The organism is Paenibacillus praedii, from assembly GCF_049725345.1.
Lineage (GTDB): Bacteria > Bacillota > Bacilli > Paenibacillales > Paenibacillaceae > Pristimantibacillus.
In genome coordinates, this window is the sequence record NZ_JBMWAM010000011.1 from 1 (window position 1) to 26,223 (window position 26,223).

Here is a 26,223-nt window from a genome sequence, read left to right on the forward strand (position 1 = left end):
GCTTTTTCATCAATCCGTTAGGATTCATGAGGCAGTTTTACTCGTTGTTCAGTTTTCAAAGAGCAATCTTTTCTTTCGTGTCCGGTTATGTTTCAGCCGGAAGTACAATATAACCTACTTCGATGCATCTTGTCTACTGGTAATTCATGTCACCGAATTCTTCAATTGCTTTCGACCCTCTGTTTTGCGGCCGGAATAAGAATATACCATGTATTCTATATTAATTGCAACTGTTATTTTATTACTCTCCAAACCACATAGGTTAATAAAATTGTCATAACCTCCAAACAACAGAAGAGTGCCTTCTTAATCTAATAGGCAGCACTCTTTTTTTATTAGCGCTTGGTTATAACCAGATGAGATATCATCCACTTATATCTGCTATTTCTGCTATGCCTGCGAGCACAAACAGAATAATAAACACTGTTTCATACGTTCCTTTCCTATTTCAACTGCAATTAGGCCAGCACCGCTTCTATAAATACGGTCGTATGCTGAGCCAAATCAACTTCCGTAATATCGAGCTTCTCATCCTCTGTACGAACGACACGCACAACTGGCCGTCCAGGGAGACCGCGATGCTGACGTACAACAACACCCGTCTCTTTAGTGGAGAGCCTTACAGTGACTCCGTTCGGATAAACCGATATAATGTTCACAAAATGAACAAGAATCGCATGTTCAAGTTGCTTCTCCGACATGGCCATTAAATCTTCACATGCTTCATGCGGAAGTCTTCCGGTTCCATCCAAGTGGTTGATTAAATTATCATATTTGTTGGCTACGGCTACAATCTTGGCAAACAAATGGATTTCCGATGCGGTTAATGCGCGCGGTATACCTTTTCCGTTGCTCTGCTCATGATGCTGCAGAGCGATATGAGCAATCAGCAGGCTGAACTCTTTTTTGGACTTCAACAGCTCAAAGCCGCGCCAAGTATGATGCTTCTTTATGTCAATGCTAGTGTCATCATGCTCCTCCGCTCCATTTTTCCCAATGTCATGGAGCAGCGCTCCGATCGCAAGCTCCTTTAATTGGCTTTGATTCAAGCCCATATTCATTCCAATTACGATGGATATCAAACATACATTCATGGCATGCACATATTGCGCATTATCCTTTGTACGAATATCGGTCAGCTGTACAAGCAACTCGCTGCTGCTTATGACATCGTCAAGAATTAGGCCAGCGCTTATCCCGATATTCTTCGAGCTCCAATCCTTTCCGGAACGAATCGCTTCAAAGACATTGTTCATTTCATGAAGTATCGCCTGCTTTGTAGCTTCACTTAATATATCCTCCGTATTGACATCGTCAAACGTCGGATCTTGAATATAGAGCATCGTCACTCCGATACGATTAAGCGTATTAATCATATATACGGTGAGTGGTACGCCAGCAGCCAGCAGCACTCTCCCGTTCCCAGAGTAAACCGATTTGCCAAGATATTGCCCTGGCTCTACACTCTCAATACTTACGTATTTCATCTTATATCCCCCGTTATCTTCTGTCTGACCATCCCGTCAAGTGCTAATCGAATCCTGATCTCCATCTATAAAGTTACTCTATCACGATTCCGAAATAGGTATACAAAGCTTCGTCGTATTCCTCTTTGGACTGCGGAATGAAGGTTTGTACGCCGTTAGAGGTGAAAATACGAAACTGCTCTCCCGCAATCGTATTGCGCCCCTCCCTCGTACGGATAGCGAGCATAGCATTATTGATAAAGATGGAGTCTGGAGCGTTTTCGCACCAAAAGGTGGCCATGATAAAATCCTTTGGCAGTTTTTTTTCCTCGGTGAAGGAATAGAGCCATCTCCAATCGCCATGATTGAGCTCGCATAAGACCCAGCCATAATCAGGATCGCGCTCCAAACGGTAGCCTTCGTCGCCTTGCTGCTGGGCCAGGCCTTCAAGCATTTTAATCGGTCGACGGGGTACAATTCCGCCTACTCCCACATCACACAAATAGAAGACATCTTCTGCCTCTACTTTTAAGACATGATGTCGCTGCTTCGGAGGAAGATTGCTTTCATCCCGCCAAAAGCGGGCCACAAGGTCTGTGACCGAGTAACCCAGCTCACGCAGCAGCCAGCCAAAGAGCGCATTAAGCTCGAAGCAATAACCGCCGCGTCTTCGGATAACGATTTTATGTATCAGATCTTGAATTTCGAGTGATAAAGGCCGGCCCTTCAAAATATCAAGGTTCTCGTAAGGAACAGCGTGGATATGGCACTCCTGCAATCGAGCAAGACATTCGGCGCTGACTTCCACCGGACCGTCATAGTTGATGCGGTCCAAATAGGCGCGCACTTCAGGTTTTAAATGATTGCGGCTATTATTCATCATATCGCTTCCTTCATTAATAAGTGATAACCATATATTCGGGAAGCGGCATCGCTATTCCTTGCTTTCAAGTTTATTGTGCTATTTTTTTTGATTGCCTCGAATTCTTTTACAGACAATGGCATAACCCAGGATCATGCTACGCCTACTACAAAATCCCTAAATTCAACGAAGATCGGGTTAAAAGGCTAACCTCACTTTTGCGAAATATAATAAACCTTAAAAATAAAAATGCCGTTCGAACCGAAGATAAGATTGAAGCCATTCCTGGTCCGGAGCGCCTTACATCAAAGACAAATTTCTATTCTATTCAAGGAATGTATAAGAACCCCTCGTCCTGCACATCTTATAAGGCAGCGTAAGAGCGAGTGAACATGACGGAGGAATGAACATGGTAAACAAAAGACAACAGCAAGAAGCCCACGGAATTGGGCAGATTGAAGGACAATTAGAGCAGCAGATCCAAGCTGCTGTAGACATCCAGGGCGAAAGCAAGCTTGATCAGGAGATCACATCTGCCGCTAATAATCATGATTCCGAACTGGATGAGATTAACGAGAAATAAAAGCGGGCTGCCGATTTCTACCGGCAGCCCGCTTATTTATGCTTTCCTACCTCCGCACCAGCGGAGAGCGGCCTCAATCGCAGCCTGGTAATCGGGATGCCGCAGCGCCTCCAGAAAATGCCCCGGCGTCAGCACGCATACTCTTCCTTTTCCCTGCTCCCGTACCCAACCGGCAGGCTGCATGCCATACTCAGACGTTGAAGTCATAAATACTTGGATACGCTCGTCTAGAACCTCCATGAAATAATGCTCGTCATGGACGGTAAAGTCCTTGGCATTTGACAATCCCACCCGCGCTTTATCCGTATAATTCAACGTAACTGAACAAGACTCCGGATGAGATTGGAACACGCCTCCGACCAGCTCGTAGATGGAGCGTTCATTCCGGTACCCAACCGATCCTGCATGCAGGACTAACAGCCCTTTTCCTTGCTCCACGTAGTCGATAAATTCCCGCTGAATCTCCTCCGTCAGCCAAGGTGTCTCATCAGATGCTGAGACTTGATTCGATTTGGCAAGCACGATGACGTCCTGCTGTTCTATCCAGGTGCGGGACCATTCAGAAGCACACACGATGTAGGAAAACTGAAAGCCCGCTTGGCTCAGCGGCTCCAGACCTTCCTTAATCGTCTTCCCCGGATGCCAGTAATCATCGCAAATAACGCCTATTTTCATCACCATCACTCCTAACCTAAATAGCTGGGTTGACCAACCGAATTACGAGGATATCAAGAGTTTTCAGTTTATTTGATTACAGAATTTAACGGCTCTTGACCAGCAGCTCGACCGCTTCCTTCACAAGCCTGCTGCCGTCTCCTCCAGCCGCCTGATCCTCAAGGATGCAATGCTGGAGGTTTTCAGCCACGATTTGCGCCATCGCTTTGTCCGCTGCATTTCGAACTGCCGACAGCTGACTGACGACATCCTTGCAGGATTTCCCTTCCTCCATCAAACGAAGAACACCGCGAACTTGACCTTCTATTTTTCTCAACCTTGTTTTCATTTCATTCGAATATTCGTATTCCATCATGATCCCTGCCCTTCGTTAAAGATATACCTGTAAGGGTATATTATAACTTAAAATGGTCATTCCGAACCATCCTAATTACCATTCAACCCTCTAAATTTCTATTAAGGACCTACCGTTTACAGCAAATTCAGACCCTGTTACAAATGCCGCTCGATCGGAAGCAAGGAACACAGAGGGACGCCGTTTCTACTGTTGTTCCGAGCCGTTCAAGCCCCTTAGAGCCGAATTCGAGCCAGTCCCCTCCTTCTGCTGAATCCTTCATCGGCTAATCCGTTTTATCGTCTGCTTGATCATGTCGTCATTCATTACCCCAGGATATATTTCTTGAATGATCCCTCTCGGGTCGATAAAATAAGTCGTCGGATACGCTGTTACTTCATACGTTTGCTTCACCGAACCGTCTAAATCCATGACGATGGGGAAGGTCAATTCGTATTTTTCGGAAAAACTTACCAAATCGGCTTCCCTATTTTCAGTCGTCGTTAAATTAACGGCTAATATGACAACGTCGTTGTCTTGATATTCAAGCCATATATCTTCCAAATACGGCATTTCCAGCTTACAAGCCAGGCACGAGGAAAACCAAAAATTAACTAAAACCGTTTTCCCCCGGTAATCGGACAACTTGATTGCGTTCCCAGATATATTTCGAAGCTGAAAATCCGGCGCGCGCTGCCCCTTTTGGATGCCTGTCTCCGTCCTGGCGGCATTCGCAGGCTCCACGTTCTTCAAATGACTGCTGCTCCTATTGCTGTCATACAGACCGTAACCTATTATCGCGATCAGAATGAGGACGCCAATCATACTTTTTCTCATATGCTGCCCACTCTCCTTTGCTCCAAGACCGCTGTAATGATAATCATGACGATCGAGAATAGCAGCCAGATCAGCTGATCTGAGCTGAATGACAGCAGCAGCCGCTCCCTATGTAGATCTATAAAAGGAATGCTAGCTCTGCCGAGCCCGAACCATAGACCGTAGGCAGCCAGCGTATTCCAATCTATATCTTTGGAAGGAAGCATTAAAAAAGCAAGCAACACGACTGATAATAGAGCCGCAAGTGCATTAATCGCTGATAAATCGTCCGATAGCAGCAGCTGCAGCAAATGAAATACGGCAGTCCAAGCGAAAAACATAAGCAGGAGCCGCTCAGACGTCGCCTTCATCCCATTTCCGCTCTTCCGCGTCCGGTAGACGATAAATCCAGCCGAAACCGCGGCAGCCAGCCAAGTTCCTCGCATCCCGCCGCTAAAAAAAAGCAAGGAGAAAGGATTTTCGAAAACACTGGTAGGGTCGAAGAGGAGTAAGCTTCCCTTCCACACAAGAAGCCACAGCCCTCCTGCATATAACGAATCGGACACAGCTTTAGCCCGTTCAGGCCGTGTTCTCAGCTTGATCCCAATGGCTAACGCGCCTGCTATAATACAGAGCAAATAAATCATAATCTCCAAATTAAGAACAAGGGAACCGAATTGCAACGTGTGCATAGTAAACTCCTAACCCAGGGGGCTGAAGCTTTATTTCGAAATACTGCCGCTCCAGGCGCCGATACCGCCCTGCAAATGGGCAAACCTCGTATAGCCTTGCTTATGAAGTATACGCGCAGCATTCTTGCTCCGCATCCCGCTTCTGCAGTATAGAAACAATTCACGATCCTTCGGAATCTCATCCAGCCGCCCATGAAGTACGGATAAAGGAATGTTGCGCGCGCCTGGAATGAAGCCGCTTTTATACTCATGCGTTTCCCGAACGTCGATCAACAGCCAATCCCTCGTATTTTTTAGTTCATTCTGAAATTCCTTGTCGCGCAGTGTCCGCAAACCTTTCGCAGGACCAAATCGTCTATAAACAAACCAGCCTAAAAATAAAATAATAACTATATTAATGATTGTACCGTTATCCATAGTGGTTCACCAGTCCTTAAATAAAAAGATTCACTTTAGCGTTGGCTGCATCTCCCAAATAGGTGGCAACGCCAGCGTACTCCAAGCCGTCAATTAGTTCTTCCTGCGTATCAATCGTTTAACATCCTTTTATACGCATACCCCTATAGGTATAATAATATCCGGAATAGATCCAGTTGTCAACACGTATGCTTACAAGCGCGTTCTAATCATTTGGACAGGTACGCTCACCGATATGAAAAAAAACCGGGCAGATACAGGTTACATAACCTGAATCTCGCCCGGCTTTAGCGTATGCCCGCCAGCTTGTATTGCTTATTTCCACTGAAACTCATTCATTTGGACGTAGTTTTCGCGTCTTACTACCATCCTAACCTCTTAACCTTTCACGGCTCCTGCTACCATGCCTTCGATAATCCGTTTGTGCATGGACAAGTAGATCAGAATGACAGGCAAAACGGCAACATTGATACCCGACATGAGCTGCGGGTAATTAACTGTATACTGCCCTACGAAGTTGGTTAGACCGACAGGCAGCGTTTTTAATTCCTGACTGTTGATCAGCACCAAGGAGAACGGAAACTCATTCCATATATTTAAAAAGCTCAAAATGATACAAGTCGCAATAATCGGGCGGCACAAAGGATATACGATAAGCGCCAGTGAAGAGAAAATGTTCGTGCCATCCACATAAGAAGCTTCTTCAACCTCAATCGGGACGCTCTTAATAAAGCTTTCAATCAAGAATACGACAAGCGGCAGCGCAAAGGTAACCGCAGGTAATACGAGCGAGAACCGGTTGTCCAAAAATCCGACATATCTATACTCGATAAATACGGGAACCAGCAAGCCGTAAACCGGAATAAGCATCCCGAACAGAGACAGCATATAGAGGAGATTACGACCCTTAAATGAAAACCTCGCCAGAAAATAGCCCGTAATAAATCCGATAACGATCGTAAGAAACGTAGCGACGACCGCCAAAAACACGCTGTTTAAAAAGTATTGATACAGCTTCGCGTTCCAAAATACTTCAACATAATTTTCAAAATGAAAATTCGTTGGGAAAGAGAGAATGTTTAAGCTGAATTCCTGATGTGATTTTAAAGAAGAATAAAGAATCCATACAATTGGAAAAACGCACAGAATCGAAAAAACCAATAGCAATATATTAAAAGCGGATGTAAAAACACTCGAAATACCTCTGCTAATTTTCATTGGAACGTCCCCCCATTACTCTCCGGACTATGAGGATGAGAATAAGGCTGATCACAATCATGCCAATGGATACCGCGCTTCCATAGCCTAGCTTAAATTGTCCAAAGGAAACGTTATACGCATATTGAGCCATAACAGTGGAGCTTTCTCCAGGCCCGCCTCCGGTCATAACGAAAATGTTATCGAAAATTTTCATATTTCCGGCAATACATAACATCAATGCGACCTTAATCGTATCGGACAGCATTGGAAGTGTAATATACAGCGCTTTTCTTAAACCAGTCGCACCGTCGATTTCCGCAACCTCATAAATTTCTGTCGAAATATTTTGAATAGCTGACATAAAGATAATCAAATACAGGCCGATAAACTGCCATACGATCGGTGCGGTAACGGAATATAGCACGATGCCCGGATCGTCCAGCCAAGGACGGATCCAAGTTTCAAGTCCGGCCGCCGACAAGAACTGATTCAATAAACCGTAGTCCTTGTTATAAATGAGTGTCCATACAAAACCGACCACGACCGCTGGAAGCACGACAGGCAGGAAGATGACCACTCTATGGAATTCCTTGAATTTCACCCATTTGGCTTGAAGGATGACCGCCATAACAAAAGCGAAGCCCAGCTGGCCAATAATGCTGAAGCCGGTAATGACAAGATTGTTTTTAAAGGAGTGCCAAAATTTATCGTCACCGAGCAGATTAATATAATTTTTCAGTCCGATGAATTCCTTCGTAATACCGCCCGACCAATTATAAAAGCTAAAATTGATAGCGAGTATTAACGGAATGATAATAATAAACAAGTTGATCAATATTCCTGGCAGCATAAAACCAAAAATCGTTATGCCGCTTGGTTTAGGCAGTTTTCTCTCCAAGTCAATCCGCCCTCCTCTTTAAGTAAATCTCTCCGGAGCCTTACGGCTTCCGGAGAGACATAAGCTTTATTTATAGTGCATTCTCGTAAGCTTCCTGGATTTCTTCCGCCAGCTTCTCCGGTGTTTTGTGATCTCCCGGAATGAGAAGCTCTTGCAGGCCTTTGTTCATCGTTTGAATGATTTCCGGCGACAGCTGAATGTCATAAACCGGCGTCATTTCCACAGAAGACAGAAGCTGCAAATATTCTTCAAACAGCGGAGACGATTTGCTCTTGTCGTAATCCGTCGCAGCCGTACCGGACGAGTCTCCCAGCTCAGCCTTCATATTCGCGGCTTGCTCACCCGTTAGCAGCTTCACAAGCTTGAGCGCCGCTTCGAGCTTCTCGCCCTCCAGCTCAGCATTCAAAGCGATCGCCCAGCCGGAGCCGCCGGAGGTTGCGTTAGCTTCTCCTTTTCCTCCGTTAACAACTGGAAGAACAGCAAGGTGCGTTTGATCCAATACTTCTTTAGGCGCGTCCGTTACCAAGGACGATACCGCCCAGCCGCCTTCAATAAACATGGCTGCTTTGCCGTTGTAATAAGCCGTTCTTTGCTGCGAATTGTCAAGGCTGTTGATATCGGAGTTGAATGCTCCCAAATTTGAAAGCTCTTTGATCGCTGTAAGCGTACCTACAAATTCCGGATCTGTAAATTTCGCGCCTTGCTTATCGCGAATGCTGTTGAACCATTCTGTTCCTGTAAAGCGGTCGCCAAGCGGGCTAAGCAGGCCGGAGCCGGCAACCCATTGATCCTTGTTGCCCATCGAAATCGGCGTATAGCCTAGTTCTTTAATTTTTTTGAGGGCGTCGATGAATTCGTCCCAAGTAGCCGGGAAAGTCTCATAACCCGCTTGCTTCAATATGTTTGCGTTGTAATAAACGATCGAAGTCGATGTCATTTGCATAGGCGCGCCTGTCAATTGGCCGTCGATCATGAAATCGCTGAACGCAGCAGGAATAAATCCGTTTTTCCACTCTTCGTCCTGAGCCAATATGTCGTCAAGCGGCATGATTCTCTTATTTTCCAATAGCATCTTAGCATCCGAGCCAAGAAGCATAAACACGTCAGGCAGACTGTTGCCGGCTGCCAATGTTTTAATTTTCGTTTTTAATGATGCGTTATCCAGAATATCCTCGGAAATTTCTACATTAGGATTTTCACTTTTAAATTGTTCGATCAACTTTCTGTGAACGATATCTACTGCTTGCGTAGAGGTTGTCGTCCATGAATCCGTAAGCGTCAGTTTGATTTGTGGTGCTTCACTGTTTCCTGTATTGCCACCCGAGCCGGAGCTTGGTGCCGAGGAATTATTGCCACAGCCGGAAACTACGATAGTTGCGCCGATAAGCAACGTTGTCAGAAGCTTTATTGACCTTTTCATGTTTGTTTTATCTCCCCTATGTTTCATATTGAAGCTCTGCCTCGTCTTCTATTTTCACAATTTCCACTCTCTAAAAACAGGTAGTATTTTAGTTAAAATATAGAGGAATTTATGCTCTTGTCCTTTTCCTCCTTTTTAAAGCCAAAAAACCGGCCTACGGCCGGCATATCGGGACACACTATTGGTTGCGGAAATCTCTTGGAGAGCAGCCTGTATGCTTTTTAAAAATGATCGAAAAATATTTATAATCCTGATAACCTACCTTTTCAGCGATTTCATAGGTTTTCAGCCAGGTGTTTTTCAATAGCTTTTTAGCTTCCTCCACGCGGTACTGATTCAACCATTTAATAAAGGTTACTCCCATTTCCTGTTTGAATACTTTGCTGAAATGGGCGGGCGTTACATACACGTGATCAGCCACCTCGGTCAAGCTGATTTCCTTGTCATAGTGCTTGGAAACGTACAGAATGGCTTCCTTAACGATCTTCCTCGCATTGTGATTCGAGTTTTCTTGAATGAGCGCGAGAATCCCTTCCATCATTTCATTGATCCACGTGATCAAGTCCGTCAGCACTTCATATTTTTCAACCTCAACATGAGGAATAAATCCAGTCCCCAGCAGCTGCTCCGCACTGATCCCCATCTCCTCGATCGTCTGGGTAACGGAAGTAATTAACCGGATGCAAAGCCCTTTTATTTTATTGAAGCTCAAATTTTCAGCGGTGAAACAAACGAAATATTTATTCATCATTTCCCGGACGCCATCGGTATTTAATGTCTTCAAATGATGAATGAGCTCCTTTTCTTCATCCGTAAAAAAAATAACGGAATTTCCAGAGGACAGAAGCTGCTCCTGTTCCTTGTTGAACATAATGATCTTGCCTTTGCCTTGAAAGGCTTTCTGTTGAACGGCCAAGGCTGCCTCGGCATAGGCTCTGTCGATTTCTAAAATATTCAAGCTTGGCCTTCCGATCCCAATCGTGACAGACAGCTTTAAATATTTCTGAATATTGAACTGTATTTCTTCACATACCCCGATGATTGAAGCGTCCCTCTCCGCGTTGATCAGCCCGATCATCTTATCCATATCCCCGTAGCAAACGAACCCCGGCAAGCAGGATATGAGCGTCTCTTCGGCAATATTCAAAACAGCAAACTTATAGGCGTCCTTCTCTTTCTGGGAGGAACGCTCGGTAAATAATAAAAAGTCATCGATATCGATCACAAAAATGTGATAGGCCGGTCCGCTCAGATCAACCTTTAACGTTTTGGCTTTGTCGATGCTTTCATTCGTATCCGATTTTTTATTAATCAGACTGTTCATCAGCTTTGACTTAATAAAGGGTATATTCTCGTTGAAAATTTGATTTCGAATCGATTCATTTTCCTGCACGGAGCGCTTTTCCTGCTGTTGATCCCGAATTTGGGCAATCGTCTCTACGAGCTTATCCGCCATGATCGGCTTCAGCAAATACTCCTTGATGCCGATGGACATGGCTTCCTTGGCGTAATGAAAGTCTTCGTAGCCGCTCAGCATCACAACCTCGATTTCCGGCATTTCCGTCTTGATCAGCCTTGCCAGCTCAATGCCGGTCATCACCGGCATGCGGATATCCGTTACGACTAAATCGACCTTTTCGTTTTTCAATTTCTCTAAGGCTTCTTTGCCGTTCTTCGCTTCAGAAGCAATTTCAATGCCATGCTCTGCCCAATCAATCGAGGTCATAATCCCCTGCCGGACGATCATTTCGTCATCCACTAGCATTACTTTAAACATTTGGATCCATTCCTTTTATGAAGGGTTGTCTCACCAATACGGTTGCTCCCGCCTCAGGTGAGCTATGAAACTCGATGCCGTAGCGGCTCCCGAAATTCAATTTGATGCGGTCATTAATATTTTTCAATCCAAGACCCTTATTATCTTCACCTATCATGTTCAGCAAACCAAGAATAACCTGTTCATCGGCCCCTGCTCCGTCATCGCTGATGACATAGATCAGATCGTCCTCTTCCTTGTAAATGCGGATATCTATGCGTCCGCTCCCGCCATTTTGCTCAATACCGTGACTGATGGCGTTCTCGACAAGAGGCTGCAAAATAATTTTGGTCACCTTGCAGTCAAGCGTTTCCGGCGCGACGTCGAAGGTGAACGAAATCGTTTCCTGATATCTTTTTTGCTGAATGACCAGGTAGCTTTGAAGGTGGTCTACCTCTCTCGCTACTGTAGTGAACCCGCTTCCGCTGTTCAGACCGATCCGGAACAACCGGGACAGCGCATTAATCATTTTTGAGGTCTCAAAGGCCTTCTCCATCCTGCTCATCCAATAGATCAAATCCAGCGTATTATATAGAAAATGAGGATTGATTTGTTCCTCCAGCGCTTTTAATTCCGCTTCCTTTTGCTTAATTTTGGACACATGCACCTCATTGATGGTTTCATCCAGCTTTTGCGACATTTTATTAAAGCTGCGCGCCAGGAGCGTAATTTCATCGTTCCCTTGTACCTTCATTTCCGTATTGAAGTTTTCATTCTCCACATTTTTCATGAGAACGCGAATTTGCTTGAGCGGCTGCAGCACCCTGGAGACAAACAGCATAATGAACCCCAAGCAGATGATTAAGCTCACTATAATTGAATAAATGGTGACTCTCTTGATCACCTCACCCGGTTTCGTAATAAGCTCATAGGGAGTTAACTCAATAATTCCCCAGCCTTGCCTGTCCATATGATAAAAAACAGCCAAATAATCGCGCTCGCCGATTTGTGTATTAAAATAGCCTTCCTGCCTGCTTGCCATTTTCGCGTACTGAAAGGACTGCCGCAGCTTTCCTCCTGCTTGATCTTCAGATACCGTGGACAAAATCGTTTGGTCCTCATCAATCAAGTAGAAGGCGCTTTTGTCCTTCAGCTCCGTCCGGTAAAGCTCGCTAATGCTGCTTTCCAGTACATTGATTTTCATGTAGCCCAGCGTCCGGCCGATGTTATTCATATCATTAATCTCCCTAATCATAGAGATGACGTTCAAGTGCTTGTTCCCAACCATAATCGAGTTGAAATACCACAGCGGTTTGCCGTTAAGCCTTTTCGCCTGTTCGACGCGGTCAATATCGATCGTGTTTAAGGCACCGCGGTTTTCGATTTCCGTACCGGTTGTATCCTGAATGTATATGGAATAAATATATCGCTTGTTAAACGTTTGATCGTTCAGAAGGCTGAGCATCTGCAATTGACGATTCTGCTTGTAGGCAGGATTCGATGAGGACAGATACGCATTCAGCCCGCTGTTTTGAATGAGATTTAACGAAACAGTCTCCACGTCATTCACGATAAACTCAAGGTTATTCGAAATTTGTTTGGCGCTGACGAGGTTCAGGTCAATCACTTGACTTCGAATCAGCTTGGTTGACTCCACAAACGAAAAGCTGCTTACAACCAGTAAGGGAAATACCGTAAGAAGGATTGAAAAAACCATTATTTTGGAACGAAGACTGACAAATCGATTTCGTATCACTTCATGCACCGCCAACCTCATAGATTATTCTGATTATTATCCTAATTCAGGAATAAACACAAGACCCGATTGCTGGATAAATGAAATGCACAAAAGGGCTGCTCATCATGCAGCCCTTCCGTTTATACTATTTTTTAAGCCAGATCGTACAAGCTCGTTACTTTAAGCTGCTTTTGCAGCTGCTCCAAAGTGAGCGGCTCGGATAAGCTTGCCTTGTCCAGCCGCACCTCAACCGCATGGCCGGCAGACAAATCAAAGTAGTTGTCGCTGAATTTGCCGTCTGCTTCAGACAGCTGCAGCCCAACATATTTGGCATAAGCCTGCGCATGCAGTACGATCGAGAACGATTCCTCTGACTCCTTAACCTCTATGCTGATTTCTGGATTCAGGAAGTCGAAATGCTTCGCTTTTGTGAACAGCACCGTGCCGCCGCTGATTTCCTTGCCTTCCACATACAGCGCATATTCCAGATAGGTGCTTCTTATGTTTGCACCGCTTAATTCCTCGTTGAAATCAAGCGCGACGCCCTGCTTCGCCGTCAGTGGATCAACGGCAATGTCCGTCTGTCCTTCCTTTACAATCAGGCTCGCTTGGTCTCTCAGACGCCACTGAATCGTGCCGCAAACTTCAGACATCGTCTCATTTGTCACATGCAGCGATGCTGTTGTGCCTTCTTCGCATGCCGAGAGCAAAACAGGCGCATAAAAGCGTTTCGTGAAATAGTGGAGCGCCTTCCATCTGCCGTAATAATCGATGCTCGCCCATGACGCAACCGGCCAACAGTCGTTAAGCTGCCAGTATATCGAGCCCATGCAGCGGCCGCGGTTGCGTCTCCAGTGCTCAACGCCGTATTTGACGGCTTCTGCCTGCAGAATCTGGCTTGCGTACACCATCGATTCGAAATCCTTCGGATATTTAAAGTTTTCGGACAAGTAATACAAAATTTTACCGTTAGCCGCACCGTTCTTCTGATGCTTCTCCATCACATGGGAGAAAATATTCCGGTCCTCTGGCAGCGTATAAGAATGAACCGTCTTAATATCAGGGAACGACTGAAAACCGAATTCCGAGCAAAACCGGAAATAATAGTTGCGGTAATCGGTGAAAGGCTTCAAGCTGTGCCATACTTCCCAATAGTGCACATCGCCATAATTCTCGTTATTCGGCTTATCGAAGCTGCCCCCCGATGAAGGAGACGACGGCCAATAAAACCGCTGCGGATCATACTTCTTAACAACATCCTTAAGAACCACTTCAAATTGCTTGATGTAATCCGCGCGAAGTCTAGGAACCTTTTCGAAATCCCATTCCTCCCAGCCCCACTCCATTTCGTTGTTGCCGCACCAGAGCGCGAGACTTGCATGATGACGAAGACGTTTCACGTTATCAATCGCTTCCTCGCGGATATTTTCCGTGAATTCGTCATTCATTTCGTAGACGGCGCAGGCAAACAATAAATCCTGCCATACTATTAAGCCATATTTATCGCAAAGATCGTAAAAATCGTTGCCAGGGTAGAACCCTCCGCCCCAAATCCGGATACAGTTGAAATTAGCTTCGATGCAGTCAAGGATTAACCGCTCCGTCTGTTCGATAGACACCCGGGAGAGGATATTATCCTCAGGAATATAGTTCGCTCCTTGCGCAAAGATTTGAACGCCGTTCACTTCGAACGCGAAGCTTTCTCCCCACTGATCCTTCTCACGCTTAATGCCGAGCGTCCGCAGACCGATCATATATTGCTTGCTTTCAAGTGTCTTGTCGGCTTTGGTTAGACGCACTTCTAAGCGATAGAGCGGCTGCTTACCGAAGCCATTCGGCCACCATAGCTCCGGATCGGCTACATTGATGTCGAAGCGGATGGACGTTTTATTATAGGACAACGAACCATAGCCTTCATATATCGTTGTTTCTCCGTCTGTCCCCTTTAACGTCAGCTCTGCCTTTATATTTTGGTCCGCCCATAGGTGCGCTTCAATATCAACGCTTACTACAACCTGTCCCTCGCTGTGCTCCTGCGCGATGAATACATCCTCCAGTCGTGCGTCACGATGAGAGACGATGGAGATGCTGCGCCAAATACCCGCATCCGGCAGCTGCGGACCCCAGTCCCAGCCGAACATGGAGTGTACCTTACGCAGGTAAGGGAAACCAGGTACGGCATCAGGCATGCCATAAATCGGGCTCTCCTTGTCCTTCTCGAGAATATATTGCGTAGAGGAAGCGAAAACGATCGTAATCTCGTTCTCTCCTTCTACCAGATACGGCTTCGCGTCGAATTCATAGGTCCGGTGCATGTTATCTGTTTTCGCGACAGTTTGCCCATTCAATTTGATGTGAGCAAGCGTATCGAGGCCCTCGCAGCGCAGCAAAACCTGATCACCGGAAAGGATATGACGATCTACCTGAAATGTTCTCGTATATTCATAATCGTAATTAGATAACGCAAGTCCCGCATCTTCATTGTCACGATAGAAAGGATCCTCCATCTTTCCCGCCCGCAGCAAATCGGCATATACCGAGCCGGGCACAACCGCTTCAATCCAGTCCCGTTCTGTCGTTTGCTTCATCAGCCAACTGCCGTTTAAATCTATAGTAATCGTCATCGCCTTTAGTTCATCTCCCTATATCTTAAGCAATAGCTTCATGTTAAAATGAAACCAGCCGAAAATCATAACCGTTTATCGGCAACTAGTCTCTATTTTTCGGGAGGAGATGACGTATGACGATTTATCCTTATTACTTCACAGAATATCCGAGGCTGCGTCCTTCCTTACCTTTCATCATCGATATTCATCGCGTCGACCATTCTTATCCTGCGCATCGGCATGATTTTCTGGAAATATCCCTCGTTATTGAGGGCCATGGCACCGAGACGATTAACGGGGTGTCTCATCCAATGGAACCCGGTACGTTGTCGCTGATTTTGCCTTTTCAGTTTCATGAGATTCGTGCGAATGCAGGGTCGCCGCTCCGTCTATATAACTGCATGTTCAGCATCGAGCTGCTATCCGGCAGTCAAGAATATGGCACCAGCTTCAAGGATTTGCTGCTCAGCGAAGATGACGAACGTCCGACCTTCTTTCAGCTCTCCACTTCTAAAGCAGAAGTTATTGGACGGATTTTGCAAGAAATGCTTGAGGAATTCAACGGGGATCAAAGCTTGCGAAATGCCTATCTGCGGACGAAGCTCATCGAAACGCTCATTCGAGTGGACCGGCTGCGTACAGAATATCATCGGCCTAACATTGGCTTAAAAGAGAAAGGGGATATGCCTGGTGCAATCTGGAAGGTTATCCGACATATCCACCTTCAATACCGTGAGCAGTTGACGTTATCCGGACTCGCCGAGTCGTTTCATTTCAATCCAACCTACTTGAGCGAACAAATCAAGAGGCATGCCGGCAAAAGCTTCGTCGGCCTTCTTCACGACATTCGTATCCGTCATGCCTGCTCCCTTCTCTCCTCCAGCGAGATGACGGTTTCCGATATTGCCTATGAGGTTGGCTACGGATCGGCCAAAACGATGTTCAAAGCGTTTCAGAAGTACAAGGGAGTAACGCCCGGCGATTACCGGAAAAGTCTTTCCAATTAGTGCGAATCATGATTATCCTTTTGGCTTTACCAAGAGAGATGCCAAAAAGGAGAAAATAATGGCAGCGGAAATGCCTGCGCTGGTTACTTTAAAAATACCCGTGATAATACCAATTCCGCCATCTTTCTTCAATTCCGTCAAGGCACCGTGAACAAGCGCATTGCCAAAGCTTGTTATGGGTACAGAGGCACCCGCTCCTGCAAATTCAATGAATGGATCGTAAAGACCTACTCCATCTGCAATCGCTCCGGCAACGACAAGCAATACCATAGTATGTGCAGGATCAAGCTTGAATATATCAAAGCAAATTTGTCCAATCACACAAATTGCTCCACCGATCACAAAGGCCCAGAAAAAAATCATATTGGTTTCCCCCCGCTTTCGATCGATACTGCATGCGCGATGCAGGGAATGCTTTCTCCTTGCTGAAAAGTCAATGGTGATAATAATGCTCCAGTAGCCACTACTAAAATACGGTTTAGCTCTTTATTTCGCACTTTTTTCAATAAATGTCCATAAGTAACTACAGCAGAGCATCCACAGCCGCTCGCTCCTGCCTGAACCATTTGCTTTTCATAGTTATAAATCATCATGCCGCAGTCCTTATACTCCGTTTGCTGCATAGGTATTTTATGTTTTTTAAATAAATCCGCAGCAATTTCATACCCTACTTTGGATAGATCTCCCGTTATAATCAAATCATAGTAACCTGGCTCAATTTGCAAATCACGCAGATGAGCCTCAATCGTATCAACTGCGGCAGGCGCCATAGCCGCCCCCATGTTGAACGGGTCCGTCAGACCCATATCAATAACCCGACCGATGGTAGCCGAAGTGATATAAGGGCCTTCACCTTTCTGTGAAACGACACCGGCCCCTGCTCCCGTCACCGTAAATTGTGCGGTAGGGGGTTTCTGGGAGCCGTATTCGGTAGGGTATCGAAACTGCTTCTCTACAGATGAGTTATGACTCGATGCACTTGCAAGTGTATATTTGGCCGAACCAGAATTAACCAGGTTAGCCGCTACTGCCAAGCTTTCCATTGACGTAGAGCATGCACCAAACATACCGATATAGGGAATGGATAAGGTTCTAGCCGCAAAGCTGGTGCTAATGATTTGATTCATCAAATCACCGCCGAGATAAAAATTAATTTTTTCTTTCGTTAATCCCGCATTTTCGACGGCAAGCTTGGTCGCTTCCTCCAACAGTGTTTTTTCTGATTTTTCCCAACTATCCTGTCCTAATCTTAAATCACCATGAATAATATCAAAATCGTCAGCGAGCGGACCTTGCCCTTCAAAGGGGCCCACGACAGTTGCTGCTCCAAGCAATGTAGGTTGGTTTTCAAAAATCCAACTTTGATGACCTTTTAGCATAGCCATTATCCTCCTACTGCAGCAGGATTAAATATCCAATGGAAGATGCCGACAAAAAATGCCGCAACTGTCCCAAAAACAATAACAGGACCCGCAATTTCAAACATTTTCCCCCCTACGCCAAGAACCAATCCTTCACTTCGATGCTCTAACGCTGCTGAGGCCATAGAGTTGGCGAATCCGGTGACCGGAACAGCAGTACCCGCCCCAGCCCACTGTGCGATTTTGTCGTAAACACCCAGACTGGTTAGAATGATCGAAATAATAATCAATACGGCAACTGTCGGATTACTTGCTTTTTTCTCGGTGAAGCCAGCCCAATGGACAAACATTTCCTGAATGGCTTGACCCACAATACATATTGTTCCCCCGGCAATAAACGCTCTAAAACAATTTTTGAAAACCGTTCTTTTCGGTTCCCTTTTTTTGGCGAATTCTTGGTATTCTTGTTGAACTGGCGTTAATTTTTTCTTCTTATTTGCCATGAGTGTTTACCTCCTTCAGCGATGTAAGATCGGCTTCAACTCGGTAATTATGTTCTGCAGATGATTTGCACATTGTTCGTACATCTTTTTTGCCTGCTTATTATTGGTCGTTAAACCAAACAACTCTAAATCCGCTTCACACTTCTTCAACGTGGTGTATAAGGTTGCCTTCTTCTGCGGAACTGGCACGATCAGCTGGTCATCAAACAAATCCACATATAATTGTTTATAAGCGTCGACTTGACCAACATATACATTTTCCACTGCAACACCCAGCTTCTCTAACTCCACATTTAGCCATGATCGGTTTAATCCGATGGTAGCGAGCGGCTCATCCATAATCCTGCCGTCTAAAATGACGGTTTGCGGTTCTTGTTCAGGTGACACTTTGATACCATAATGCTTTGGAGTCATCGGTTGATTTTCTCTTGTGGGCAGCACATTAAATCGGCCATCAGTTTCGATAATAGCAAATTCGACATCCGCTATTTTAAAAATATTTTTACTACGCAGCTCCTCCAATAAATCTTCATTTGTGAGCCGTTCTTTTTTCAAATTATCTTCCATTACTTTGCCGTCTTTAATTAATACCGTTGAGGTTCCGTCAATCAAATCCCTCGCCTTTTTGCTTTTCAGTTGTAATAACTCAATACCTAAGGAAATACCAGCCCATACCACTAATGAAATAACCCCTAAATACCATGTGGAGTCTATTTCTAAGGAAATATACGCGGCTAAGCTGCCAATTGTAATCCCCGTAATGTATTCGAACAGTGAAAGCTGAGAAATTTGCCGTTTCCCCAACATTTTGGTTACCGCAAAAAGTACGATCACGGAAAACAAAGTACGTAAGACCACTTCAAGCCATTCCGGCACATTCGAGCCCTCCTTCTCAAAAGAATATCTCAACCCATCAGCACATGTAGATTATGTGTCATAATCAAAATAATAAAACGAACATTCGTTTACCACAAAAGGGATGTTCAAGGAAATTTGTTTTTTGTTGAAATGGCAATCGTTTGAGGTGTTTATGTATGAGTATTTGATTTGGAGGAACTGAATGCGGGTGTAAAACGGTTACATATTAAAATATTGATGTTATGCATATTTATCTTTGTCATGTGTTAAATTATGTTCGGTATACATTTGGAGGAGGTGAAATACATGACGGTAGCATCTCAAGTTAAAACATGTGTCGCTTCACTAAAAGGCGCTCAAGCAAGCCTCGAACAATTTGCATTAGAAACAGAAAATCAAGATGCAAAATCGCTATTCACAAGTGCCGCACAACAAACGCAGCAAATTCTTGACCAAGTGGAAAGTCGGGTTCAAGAGTTAGAAAATCAAGAACCTCAATATAAAGGGTTTTAGCAAACGAACAGCCATGCATTAATTGTGCATGGCTGTTCGAACTTTCAATCGAATGTTTTAATCATTTCACCCAGCGTTTTGGCAGCTTCAACCTCGTCTGCGCCCTCTGCGCTGATCCGCAGGAGGCTGCCTTTTGGAGCTCCCAGCTGCAGCAAGCTGATAATGCTTTTACCCAGGGCTTGACGTTCGCCGAACTGAATCATGATGTCTGCGCTGAACTGCTGCGCGGCAAGCGCCAGCAGCTTGGCGGGACGGGCATGGAGACCGGATTGACATTCAATGATGACCTCGCAAATGAACATACCGATCCCTCCTTCCATTTCCTTTGTTACTGTAAATATAAACGAACGATCCGTACGACCTCATCTTCTGTCCCGGCTTGAACCAGTACTTTTACCATTTCCTTATTCTCGATCATAAATGCGACGCGGGACATAAGCTCTCCCTGCTGATCGGCACTGACCACCGCAATAAGCAAAAAAGCCTTTTGTCCATTATCGAAAATTATTCCGTCTGGATATTGAACAATAACAATGCCTGTTCGAATGATCGCATCCTTCGGGAAATCTACTCCATGAGGAATGGCCACCCCGTTGCCGATCAGGGTTGATAGCATCTTCTCCCGTTCGATCATCGAAGCAATATAAGTATGCCTAACAAGGCCCAAGCCGACCAACAATTCCCCAACCTGTCTCACGGCTTGCCATTTATCGTCAGCCTGAGCTCCAATCCGAACATGCTCCGCGGTGAACAGCTCCCCGCTTCCACCGCTCTCCTGCTCCTGCGAATGACCGTTCAGCTCCATCCCTTTCAGTTGAAGTATCAGCTCATCATAGAAGTCGGCGTCCGTGAACGTATTGATCGACAAATGCTGCAGCCATGGCGTCGCATTTCTTGCCCGGTCCGTCAGCTGCAGCTGCGAAATCACCATGTCGGCATCCTGCGGAATATCATCGACCGAGCAATTGTCAACCTCGACAGGAAGACCCGCCTGCTTCAGCTTTTTGCGCAGCAAGGCAGCACCCATCGCGCTGGAGCCCATACCCGCATCGCAGGCAAAGTATATTTTTCGTATCATTTGAGATCGTGGCTTTTGAGTCAATTGAATATCACCCTCAGGCGTATTTTGAAACACGATGGCATCGCTGACCGGCACAAGCACCGATTGCTGTCTTCTAAGGATAAAATAACAGCCTAAGAAACTGATAAGCGCAGATGACAGCACGCCGCATAACACCGGTATTTGCATCCCTTTCGGCGCCATGATCATAAGCAAGAAGATGCTTCCTGGAGAAGGGGTGGCGACGAGACTGGCTTGCAGCAGCTGGAACACCCAGTTGCCTGTCAGCCCTGCCGCAATCAACGGTATAATAAGGGCCGGCTTCATCAGCGCATATGGAAAGTACACCTCATGTATGCCGCCAATGCCTTGAATGAGTAGAGAAGACCGGGCATTATCCTTCTCTTTCCCTTTCAATAGCAAGTAATAGGCAAGCAGGAGACCGAAGCCGGGACCCGGGTTAGATTCCAGCAAGAAAAATACCGAATGTCCAATCTCTTTCGTCTGTTGAATGCCCAGCGGCTCAAGAATACCATGATTGATAATGTTATTTAAGAATAACACTTTACCGGGCTCAATGGCTAAAGCCACCCAGGCCAAATAATTGGAGGCAAGCACCAGCTCAGCGCCAACATGAATAACGTGCATCCCGATGACAAACCAATCCGCCACAATAAAAAAACAAGTTAACGCTAGTGCAGCACCGATTAAGCCTGCAGCAAAGTTATAGCATAACAATTCAAGGCCGATTGGAATGCGGTCTGCAAGCCACCGATCCGTTCGTGCAATTAAATAACCCACTAAAGGACCAATGACCATGGCCGGCATCAGCATGCTATACTCCGATGTATTTCCCGCAATCATCCCCATCATGACAAAGGAAGCGATAACGCCGCCGCGGTGCGCGCCGATCATTCGACCACCCGTAAAGGCGAACAGAATCGGCAAATAATACTTCAGAGTCGGATCTAAAATTTGGTCAATCGCTGGTATAGGAAACCATCCGCGCTCACTGAACAGTACCCGGATCAAGCCCAGCACGATTAATCCCGCTATATTTTGAAACACGAGGTTGCTCATAAATCTGCCAATACGATTAATCCGATTCATCGTTTTCCCCAGAAGAAAGAGCCTGTCTTGTTCATATAGCCTTGGCTGATGACCGATTTCAATTCCTTCTGAAGGAAAGGAAACTCCTGTCTAACAAGCTTATCCACGAAATCATCTTCAATAAGCATCGCGCTAATTTCTCCGATGGTCCTGAGATGCTCTTTCGGAGCCGATCGCGGAGCCAGCAGCAGCAGCACCGTTTGCACCATTGTGTCTTTGCCTGCGCTGATCCAGGGCACGGGCTTCATAAACCTTAGCACACCCACCATCAGCACCGGCACGGCTTCACTTTTGCAATGCAGCATCGATAGACCGCTTGCTTCCAGCACAATACCGCCAAGCTCTTCCCTTTGCAGCAGATCATTTGCTAATTGGTTCTCGATAACAGCAGGCACCTTCTGAGCAGCCAAGGCTGCCGCTTGCCTGATAACCTCAGGCTTGGTGAAAGCCTCGAGCCCTTCAGCAAAAAACATATGATTAGTCAGCTGTATAACGCCCTCGCCATAACGGTTCACGGTCATTACGGTGTCCTCGATTTCGATGTATTCTTCCTGAACCAAGCCGCCAATGAGCGGCAAACTGTACAAATGCATGTTAATAAGGTCAATATCCTCCTGCTTCAGGAAGGAATTGACGACCACAACGCGATGCCTCTCGTGCTCGAACTGCACGGTCGACAGGATGAGGTCAATTGGCCCCTCTCTGCGCAGCGCTGTCTCCAGCTGGAGCAATGATATCGTATCTACGATATGAATATATGGAAAATTCCTCTCAATTTGCGCGGCAAGCAGCTTCGAGGTTCCCATGCCGCTGCTGCACGCCAGCAGCACTCGAAAGCGCTGCGGCGTATTCGTTTTGGCACGCATGATAGCTGCGCCGAAATGCATCGCCAGATAACCGGTCTCCTCTTCAGGCACTTGCGCTTGAAGCTCCTCCTGCAAGTAAAGCGACGCCTTGCGCGCTGCCCTATAAATATCCGGATACGTCTCGCGTATGTGATCCAGCAGCGGATTGCGGATTTTCATATGAAGAAGAATCCGGTTTATCGCCGCCTCCAGATGCACAAGCAGCGCCTCATGCAGAGATTGATCATTATCAAACGTAATCTTAAGCTCATTCTCCATAATGCGGACGAGTCGATGGATATAAAACTCCGCACTTGATTCGCTGCCCTGCTTATCTTCAGATAGAAGCAGTCGTTTTCCTTTGGCGCCGAGAAGATGCATCGTAATGTATCCCATTTCATCCTCAGGAATCATAATATCCAGCTGAGTGCTCAGCTCTTCCGCCATTTGCCGCGCCCATTTGAATTCACGGGTCGGCTGCAGCTTACGCAGCGCTTCGGCATCCATCGCAATGCGCTCACCACTCTTGATCCGCTGAACGGCCAGCGCGATATGCACAACAAAACCCACGTAAGCGCTATCAGTCATTTCGTAGCCTCGCCGCGCTTCACTTCGCAGCACGATATTTTCAATTTGATTGATAATCGCAGGGTCGATGAAATGCAGCAGCTGATTGCGAATCGAAAGCTCCAGCTTGCGCTGGTGCCCGAACGAGTAAGAGTAGGAGGATAAAATATCCATGAGCTGCTCCTGCGAGAAATGCTGGTACACATGTTCGATAATCGCGCCGCGAATGCTTTTCTCATCAGCCTCGATACATACGCCTATACCCGGCTTTCTCACTAATTGAATACGATGCTTCTCGAACCAAGACTCCAACTTGTCCAAGTCGTTGCTGATCGTCGCTTCCGTCACTTCGAGCTTTCTGCTGAAATAATAGAGCTTCGTCCATTCCCGCTTGAAGAGCAGCATCTGGATAAGAAGATGCCTGCGCTCCTCCTGGGAGAAAATTTTTGGAGCCGAGCTGACGGACAGCAGATGCTGCAGCTGTTTTTTCGCCGTCTCGCTTCCCTCTATACTTAAACCAACACCGGTTTTCTTGACAAAAGTTAGCTCAAAAGGGACAAGCTGCTCGCTTATCCCTTCCAATTCCCTTTGAATGGTACGTATACTCAGCCTGATCTCCTCGGACATGACCTTTAAAGTTAACGGATAGGCAGACTGCAGGAGGAGCGCTAAGATTTGCTTCTGCCTGGCATTGAATGCTGAGCTCGGCCCCGTCACGACACACCACCGCCATTTCTTGAATTAGCTTCATTATAAATCCACTTTACATAATTGACTACTGTTTATCTAAGATACTGGCGGGACAAGCGCTTCTTACATCTTAATTTGTACCTTCATTAAATCCGGAGCCTTTGGCTTCTCCAGAAATTCAATCGTTTCTTCCAGACTGATCGTCTTGGAAATTAAAGGATTCAGGTTAATCCTGCCCTCCTTGATCCAGTTAAAAGCAGGGATAAATGTATGATTAATAGCCATCGAGCCGAGCAGCGTCCAGTCCTTGTTGTACAGCTTGAACGGATTGATGCGAATACTCGCATTATCTGCTGTCACACCGAACTGCAAATATTTGCCCGCTGGTCCGACAAAGTCCAGCGCCTTTTCAATAACGGCAGGAATACCGGTTACATCTACGACTGCATCGAATCCGTAAGGATAGTTGTCCTTGCTGAGCGCGGTTTCTAAATCGCGGCTGAGTACACCCTTTGTCGCGCCATGCTTCAGGGCGAGGTCAAGCTTCTCCTGCGCAACATCCACGACGACGAGCTCGGATGCTCCCGCTCTTGCAATCGACTGAATCAGCTGCTGGCCCATCGCGCCTGCGCCGAACAGCAATACTCGATTGCCCACCTGCAGCTGCAGACGATTCATGCCATGTACAACACAGGCCATCGGCTCGATAAACGCGCCTTCCTCGAACGACATCGTGTCCGGAAGCTTCACGACATTGCCGGCCGGCACCGATACGAATTCCGCCATGCTTCCGTTCACGGTATTGCCAAGCGCTCCCCAATTCTCGCACTGGTTGCCGCGGTGAGTCAGACAGAATTGGCAGTTCCCGCAAAACAGCGAGGGATCAGCGCTTACCCGGTCGCCTGGTATAAAACCTGTCACGCCTTCTCCCACCTCATGGATGACGCCGGAAAACTCATGACCTGGAATAATCGGATACGGGGATATGAATTCGCCTTCAAAAATATGAAAGTCGGTGCCGCAGATGCCAACATTTTTCACTTGGATCGTAACCTCTCCGCGCTTCGGCGCAGGATACGGAACTTCTTTAATGACGGCTTTACGAGGACCTTCGATGACTAGTGCTTTCATGGCTTTTTCTCTCCATTCGGATATATCATAATTTTTGTGCTCGTTTCCTTCTCTGTTCTGGCTGTTTCTACGGCCTGTTCGATTGCATCAAGCGAGAAGGCGTGCGTTATCACTTTGGTCACGCTATTCTTTCGCCCGCTTAAGGCTTGAATCGCCATCGGATAGGTATTCGCGTAACGAAACAGACCATAGACATCAAGCTCCGCGTCCACCAGTGCCGAAATGTTGACCGGAATGGCGTCTGCTGCAGGCAAACCTACGAATACGATGCGGCCGCCGCGCTTGACTAGCCCGAGGCTATCGGATATTGCCCGTCCGCTGCCTGACGTCTCGATGATGATATCAATACCCGCTCCGATCGTAAGCCGATCGAGTTCCTCCTTCATGGGAGTGTCCGCTGCGGGGTTAAGAACACCGCTCACCCCCATATCCAATGCCATGTCTCTGCGGCCAGCGAGCACATCGCTGCCGTAAATTTCATTTACGCCGAAAAGCTTAGCCGCCTCAATCGCGAGCAGCCCAATCGGGCCAAGCCCGGTCACAAGCACGCGGTCGGAGGGCTTCACCCTGCCCCTCGTCATCGCGTGAATGCCGACCGACAACGGCTCAAGCAAAGCGCCTTCTTCAAAGCTTAAGGAATCCGGCAGCTTGAAGAGAAAGTCGCTGCGAACGGCAACATATTCCGCCCAAGCGCCATCCACTGGGGGCGTCGCCATGAATACGACATCCGGACAGAGATTATAACGTCCCCCTTTGCAATAGTCACAGCGTCCGCAAGCAACGCCTGGCTCCACCGCGACTCTGTCTCCCACCGCTACATTTTTCACAGCGGCTCCGACCTGCACGACCGTGCCTGCAAGCTCATGACCAAGAATGATCGGCTGCTTCACCTCGTAACGCCCAATCCGTCCGTGCTCATAGAAGTGCACGTCGGAGCCGCAAATACCAATACAATACACCTGAACTAACGCTTCATTGGGGCCAGGCTGCGGAACCGCAACCTCCTTCACTGCAATGGACAACGGTCGATCAAGCACAGCTGCTTTCATTGTTTTCTTTTCCATAGACGTTCTCCCTCATCTAGGCATAATCATATACGATGGTTCATGAGTTAA

At 46.5% G+C, this 26,223-nt stretch carries 25 protein-coding genes and 1 pseudogene; 3 read left to right on the forward strand and 23 right to left on the reverse strand.

The genetic code is table 11. The features are described 5' to 3' along the window. Positions 1-458: 458 nt before the first annotated feature. Positions 459-1,487, reverse strand: a complete 1,029-nt coding sequence (locus ACO9K6_RS11940; protein WP_424767795.1) for an HD-GYP domain-containing protein — start codon at positions 1,485-1,487, stop codon at positions 459-461. A gap of 73 nt (positions 1,488-1,560) precedes the next feature. Beyond that, positions 1,561-2,346, reverse strand: coding sequence for an arylamine N-acetyltransferase family protein (locus ACO9K6_RS11945; RefSeq protein ID WP_424767796.1), 786 nt, complete (start codon positions 2,344-2,346; stop codon positions 1,561-1,563). A gap of 391 nt (positions 2,347-2,737) precedes the next feature. Here ACO9K6_RS11945 and ACO9K6_RS11950 point away from each other — a divergent pair, with 391 nt between their 5' ends. After that, positions 2,738-2,911 (forward strand): hypothetical protein, encoded by a 174-nt coding sequence (locus ACO9K6_RS11950; protein WP_424767797.1) that lies wholly within the window; start codon positions 2,738-2,740, stop codon positions 2,909-2,911. A 36-nt stretch (positions 2,912-2,947) separates the two neighbouring features. Here the strand turns inward: ACO9K6_RS11950 and ACO9K6_RS11955 are convergent, their stop codons facing one another. The 12 genes and pseudogenes from ACO9K6_RS11955 to ACO9K6_RS12010 all read right to left on the reverse strand — a co-directional run bounded on the left by ACO9K6_RS11955 (position 2,948) and on the right by ACO9K6_RS12010 (position 15,481). Continuing rightward, positions 2,948-3,586, reverse strand: coding sequence for a ThuA domain-containing protein (locus ACO9K6_RS11955; RefSeq protein WP_424767798.1), 639 nt, complete (start codon positions 3,584-3,586; stop codon positions 2,948-2,950). An 85-nt stretch (positions 3,587-3,671) separates the two neighbouring features. Continuing rightward, complete coding sequence (locus tag ACO9K6_RS11960) at positions 3,672-3,938, reverse strand: metal-sensitive transcriptional regulator (RefSeq protein WP_424767916.1); 267 nt, start codon at positions 3,936-3,938, stop codon at positions 3,672-3,674. A gap of 261 nt (positions 3,939-4,199) precedes the next feature. Further along, positions 4,200-4,757, reverse strand: a complete 558-nt coding sequence (locus tag ACO9K6_RS11965; protein ID WP_424767799.1) for a redoxin domain-containing protein — start codon at positions 4,755-4,757, stop codon at positions 4,200-4,202. Next, on the reverse strand, positions 4,754-5,428 hold the full coding sequence (locus ACO9K6_RS11970; protein WP_424767800.1) for a hypothetical protein: 675 nt from the start codon (positions 5,426-5,428) through the stop codon (positions 4,754-4,756). The genes ACO9K6_RS11965 and ACO9K6_RS11970 overlap by 4 nt, the downstream gene beginning before the upstream one ends. Before the next feature lie 30 nt (positions 5,429-5,458). Next, a complete protein-coding gene (locus ACO9K6_RS11975; RefSeq protein ID WP_424767801.1) occupies positions 5,459-5,845 on the reverse strand; it encodes a rhodanese-like domain-containing protein in 387 nt (128 codons plus the stop codon). A gap of 16 nt (positions 5,846-5,861) precedes the next feature. Beyond that, positions 5,862-5,951: pseudogene (locus ACO9K6_RS11980) on the reverse strand (DsrE/DsrF/DrsH-like family protein); the annotation flags it as partial. A 272-nt stretch (positions 5,952-6,223) separates the two neighbouring features. Further along, positions 6,224-7,063, reverse strand: a complete 840-nt coding sequence (locus ACO9K6_RS11985) for a carbohydrate ABC transporter permease (protein ID WP_424767802.1) — start codon at positions 7,061-7,063, stop codon at positions 6,224-6,226. Further along, positions 7,053-7,943, reverse strand: a complete 891-nt coding sequence (locus ACO9K6_RS11990) for a carbohydrate ABC transporter permease (RefSeq protein WP_424767803.1) — start codon at positions 7,941-7,943, stop codon at positions 7,053-7,055. The genes ACO9K6_RS11985 and ACO9K6_RS11990 overlap by 11 nt, the downstream gene beginning before the upstream one ends. Positions 7,944-8,013: 70 nt before the next feature. Beyond that, entirely contained in the window at positions 8,014-9,363 is a 1,350-nt protein-coding gene (locus ACO9K6_RS11995; protein ID WP_424767804.1) for an extracellular solute-binding protein, read from the reverse strand. A gap of 178 nt (positions 9,364-9,541) precedes the next feature. After that, positions 9,542-11,140, reverse strand: coding sequence for a response regulator (locus ACO9K6_RS12000; RefSeq protein ID WP_424767805.1), 1,599 nt, complete (start codon positions 11,138-11,140; stop codon positions 9,542-9,544). Continuing rightward, positions 11,133-12,875 carry a sensor histidine kinase gene (locus ACO9K6_RS12005; protein ID WP_424767806.1) on the reverse strand — a complete coding sequence of 581 codons (1,743 nt, stop codon included), beginning with the start codon at positions 12,873-12,875 and terminating at the stop codon, positions 11,133-11,135. The genes ACO9K6_RS12000 and ACO9K6_RS12005 overlap by 8 nt, the downstream gene beginning before the upstream one ends. Before the next feature lie 134 nt (positions 12,876-13,009). After that, positions 13,010-15,481: a beta-mannosidase gene (locus tag ACO9K6_RS12010; protein ID WP_424767807.1), complete on the reverse strand. Its 2,472-nt coding sequence runs from the start codon at positions 15,479-15,481 to the stop codon at positions 13,010-13,012. 116 nt (positions 15,482-15,597) lie between these two features. On the opposite strand from ACO9K6_RS12010, the gene ACO9K6_RS12015 reads away from it, so the two are divergent. Beyond that, complete coding sequence (locus ACO9K6_RS12015; protein WP_424767808.1) at positions 15,598-16,470, forward strand: AraC family transcriptional regulator; 873 nt, start codon at positions 15,598-15,600, stop codon at positions 16,468-16,470. Between the two features lie 12 nt (positions 16,471-16,482). Here the strand turns inward: ACO9K6_RS12015 and spoVAE are convergent, their stop codons facing one another. Genes spoVAE through ACO9K6_RS12035 form a run of 4 tightly spaced genes read right to left on the reverse strand, consistent with a single transcriptional unit; the run spans position 16,483 to position 19,210 of the window. After that, positions 16,483-16,833 carry a stage V sporulation protein AE gene (spoVAE, locus tag ACO9K6_RS12020; RefSeq protein WP_424767809.1) on the reverse strand — a complete coding sequence of 117 codons (351 nt, stop codon included), beginning with the start codon at positions 16,831-16,833 and terminating at the stop codon, positions 16,483-16,485. Continuing rightward, entirely contained in the window at positions 16,830-17,849 is a 1,020-nt protein-coding gene (gene spoVAD, locus ACO9K6_RS12025) for a stage V sporulation protein AD (RefSeq protein WP_424767810.1), read from the reverse strand. Before spoVAD ends, spoVAE begins: the two co-directional genes overlap by 4 nt. A gap of 5 nt (positions 17,850-17,854) precedes the next feature. Beyond that, positions 17,855-18,334, reverse strand: a complete 480-nt coding sequence (spoVAC, locus tag ACO9K6_RS12030) for a stage V sporulation protein AC (RefSeq protein WP_424767811.1) — start codon at positions 18,332-18,334, stop codon at positions 17,855-17,857. Positions 18,335-18,349: 15 nt separating this feature from the next. Continuing rightward, positions 18,350-19,210 carry a DUF421 domain-containing protein gene (locus ACO9K6_RS12035; protein WP_424767812.1) on the reverse strand — a complete coding sequence of 287 codons (861 nt, stop codon included), beginning with the start codon at positions 19,208-19,210 and terminating at the stop codon, positions 18,350-18,352. A gap of 288 nt (positions 19,211-19,498) precedes the next feature. Between ACO9K6_RS12035 and ACO9K6_RS12040 the strand changes: the two genes are divergently transcribed. Further along, positions 19,499-19,705, forward strand: coding sequence for a DUF1657 domain-containing protein (locus ACO9K6_RS12040; RefSeq protein ID WP_424767813.1), 207 nt, complete (start codon positions 19,499-19,501; stop codon positions 19,703-19,705). 44 nt (positions 19,706-19,749) lie between these two features. Here ACO9K6_RS12040 and ACO9K6_RS12045 read toward each other — a convergent pair whose 3' ends face one another. The 5 genes from ACO9K6_RS12045 to ACO9K6_RS12065 all read right to left on the reverse strand — a co-directional run bounded on the left by ACO9K6_RS12045 (position 19,750) and on the right by ACO9K6_RS12065 (position 26,172). Next, positions 19,750-20,007: an HPr family phosphocarrier protein gene (locus tag ACO9K6_RS12045; protein ID WP_424767814.1), complete on the reverse strand. Its 258-nt coding sequence runs from the start codon at positions 20,005-20,007 to the stop codon at positions 19,750-19,752. Positions 20,008-20,033: 26 nt separating this feature from the next. Further along, the gene (locus tag ACO9K6_RS12050; RefSeq protein ID WP_424767815.1) at positions 20,034-21,875 is read right to left on the reverse strand and encodes a PTS sugar transporter subunit IIA; all 1,842 of its coding nucleotides are present in this window, start codon (positions 21,873-21,875) and stop codon (positions 20,034-20,036) included. Then, positions 21,872-24,004, reverse strand: a complete 2,133-nt coding sequence (locus ACO9K6_RS12055; protein WP_424767816.1) for a BglG family transcription antiterminator — start codon at positions 24,002-24,004, stop codon at positions 21,872-21,874. The genes ACO9K6_RS12050 and ACO9K6_RS12055 overlap by 4 nt, the downstream gene beginning before the upstream one ends. Positions 24,005-24,100: 96 nt before the next feature. Next, positions 24,101-25,108, reverse strand: a complete 1,008-nt coding sequence (locus tag ACO9K6_RS12060; RefSeq protein ID WP_424767817.1) for a zinc-dependent alcohol dehydrogenase family protein — start codon at positions 25,106-25,108, stop codon at positions 24,101-24,103. Then, positions 25,105-26,172 (reverse strand): NAD(P)-dependent alcohol dehydrogenase, encoded by a 1,068-nt coding sequence (locus tag ACO9K6_RS12065; RefSeq protein ID WP_424767818.1) that lies wholly within the window; start codon positions 26,170-26,172, stop codon positions 25,105-25,107. The genes ACO9K6_RS12060 and ACO9K6_RS12065 overlap by 4 nt, the downstream gene beginning before the upstream one ends. Positions 26,173-26,223: the final 51 nt, after the last annotated feature.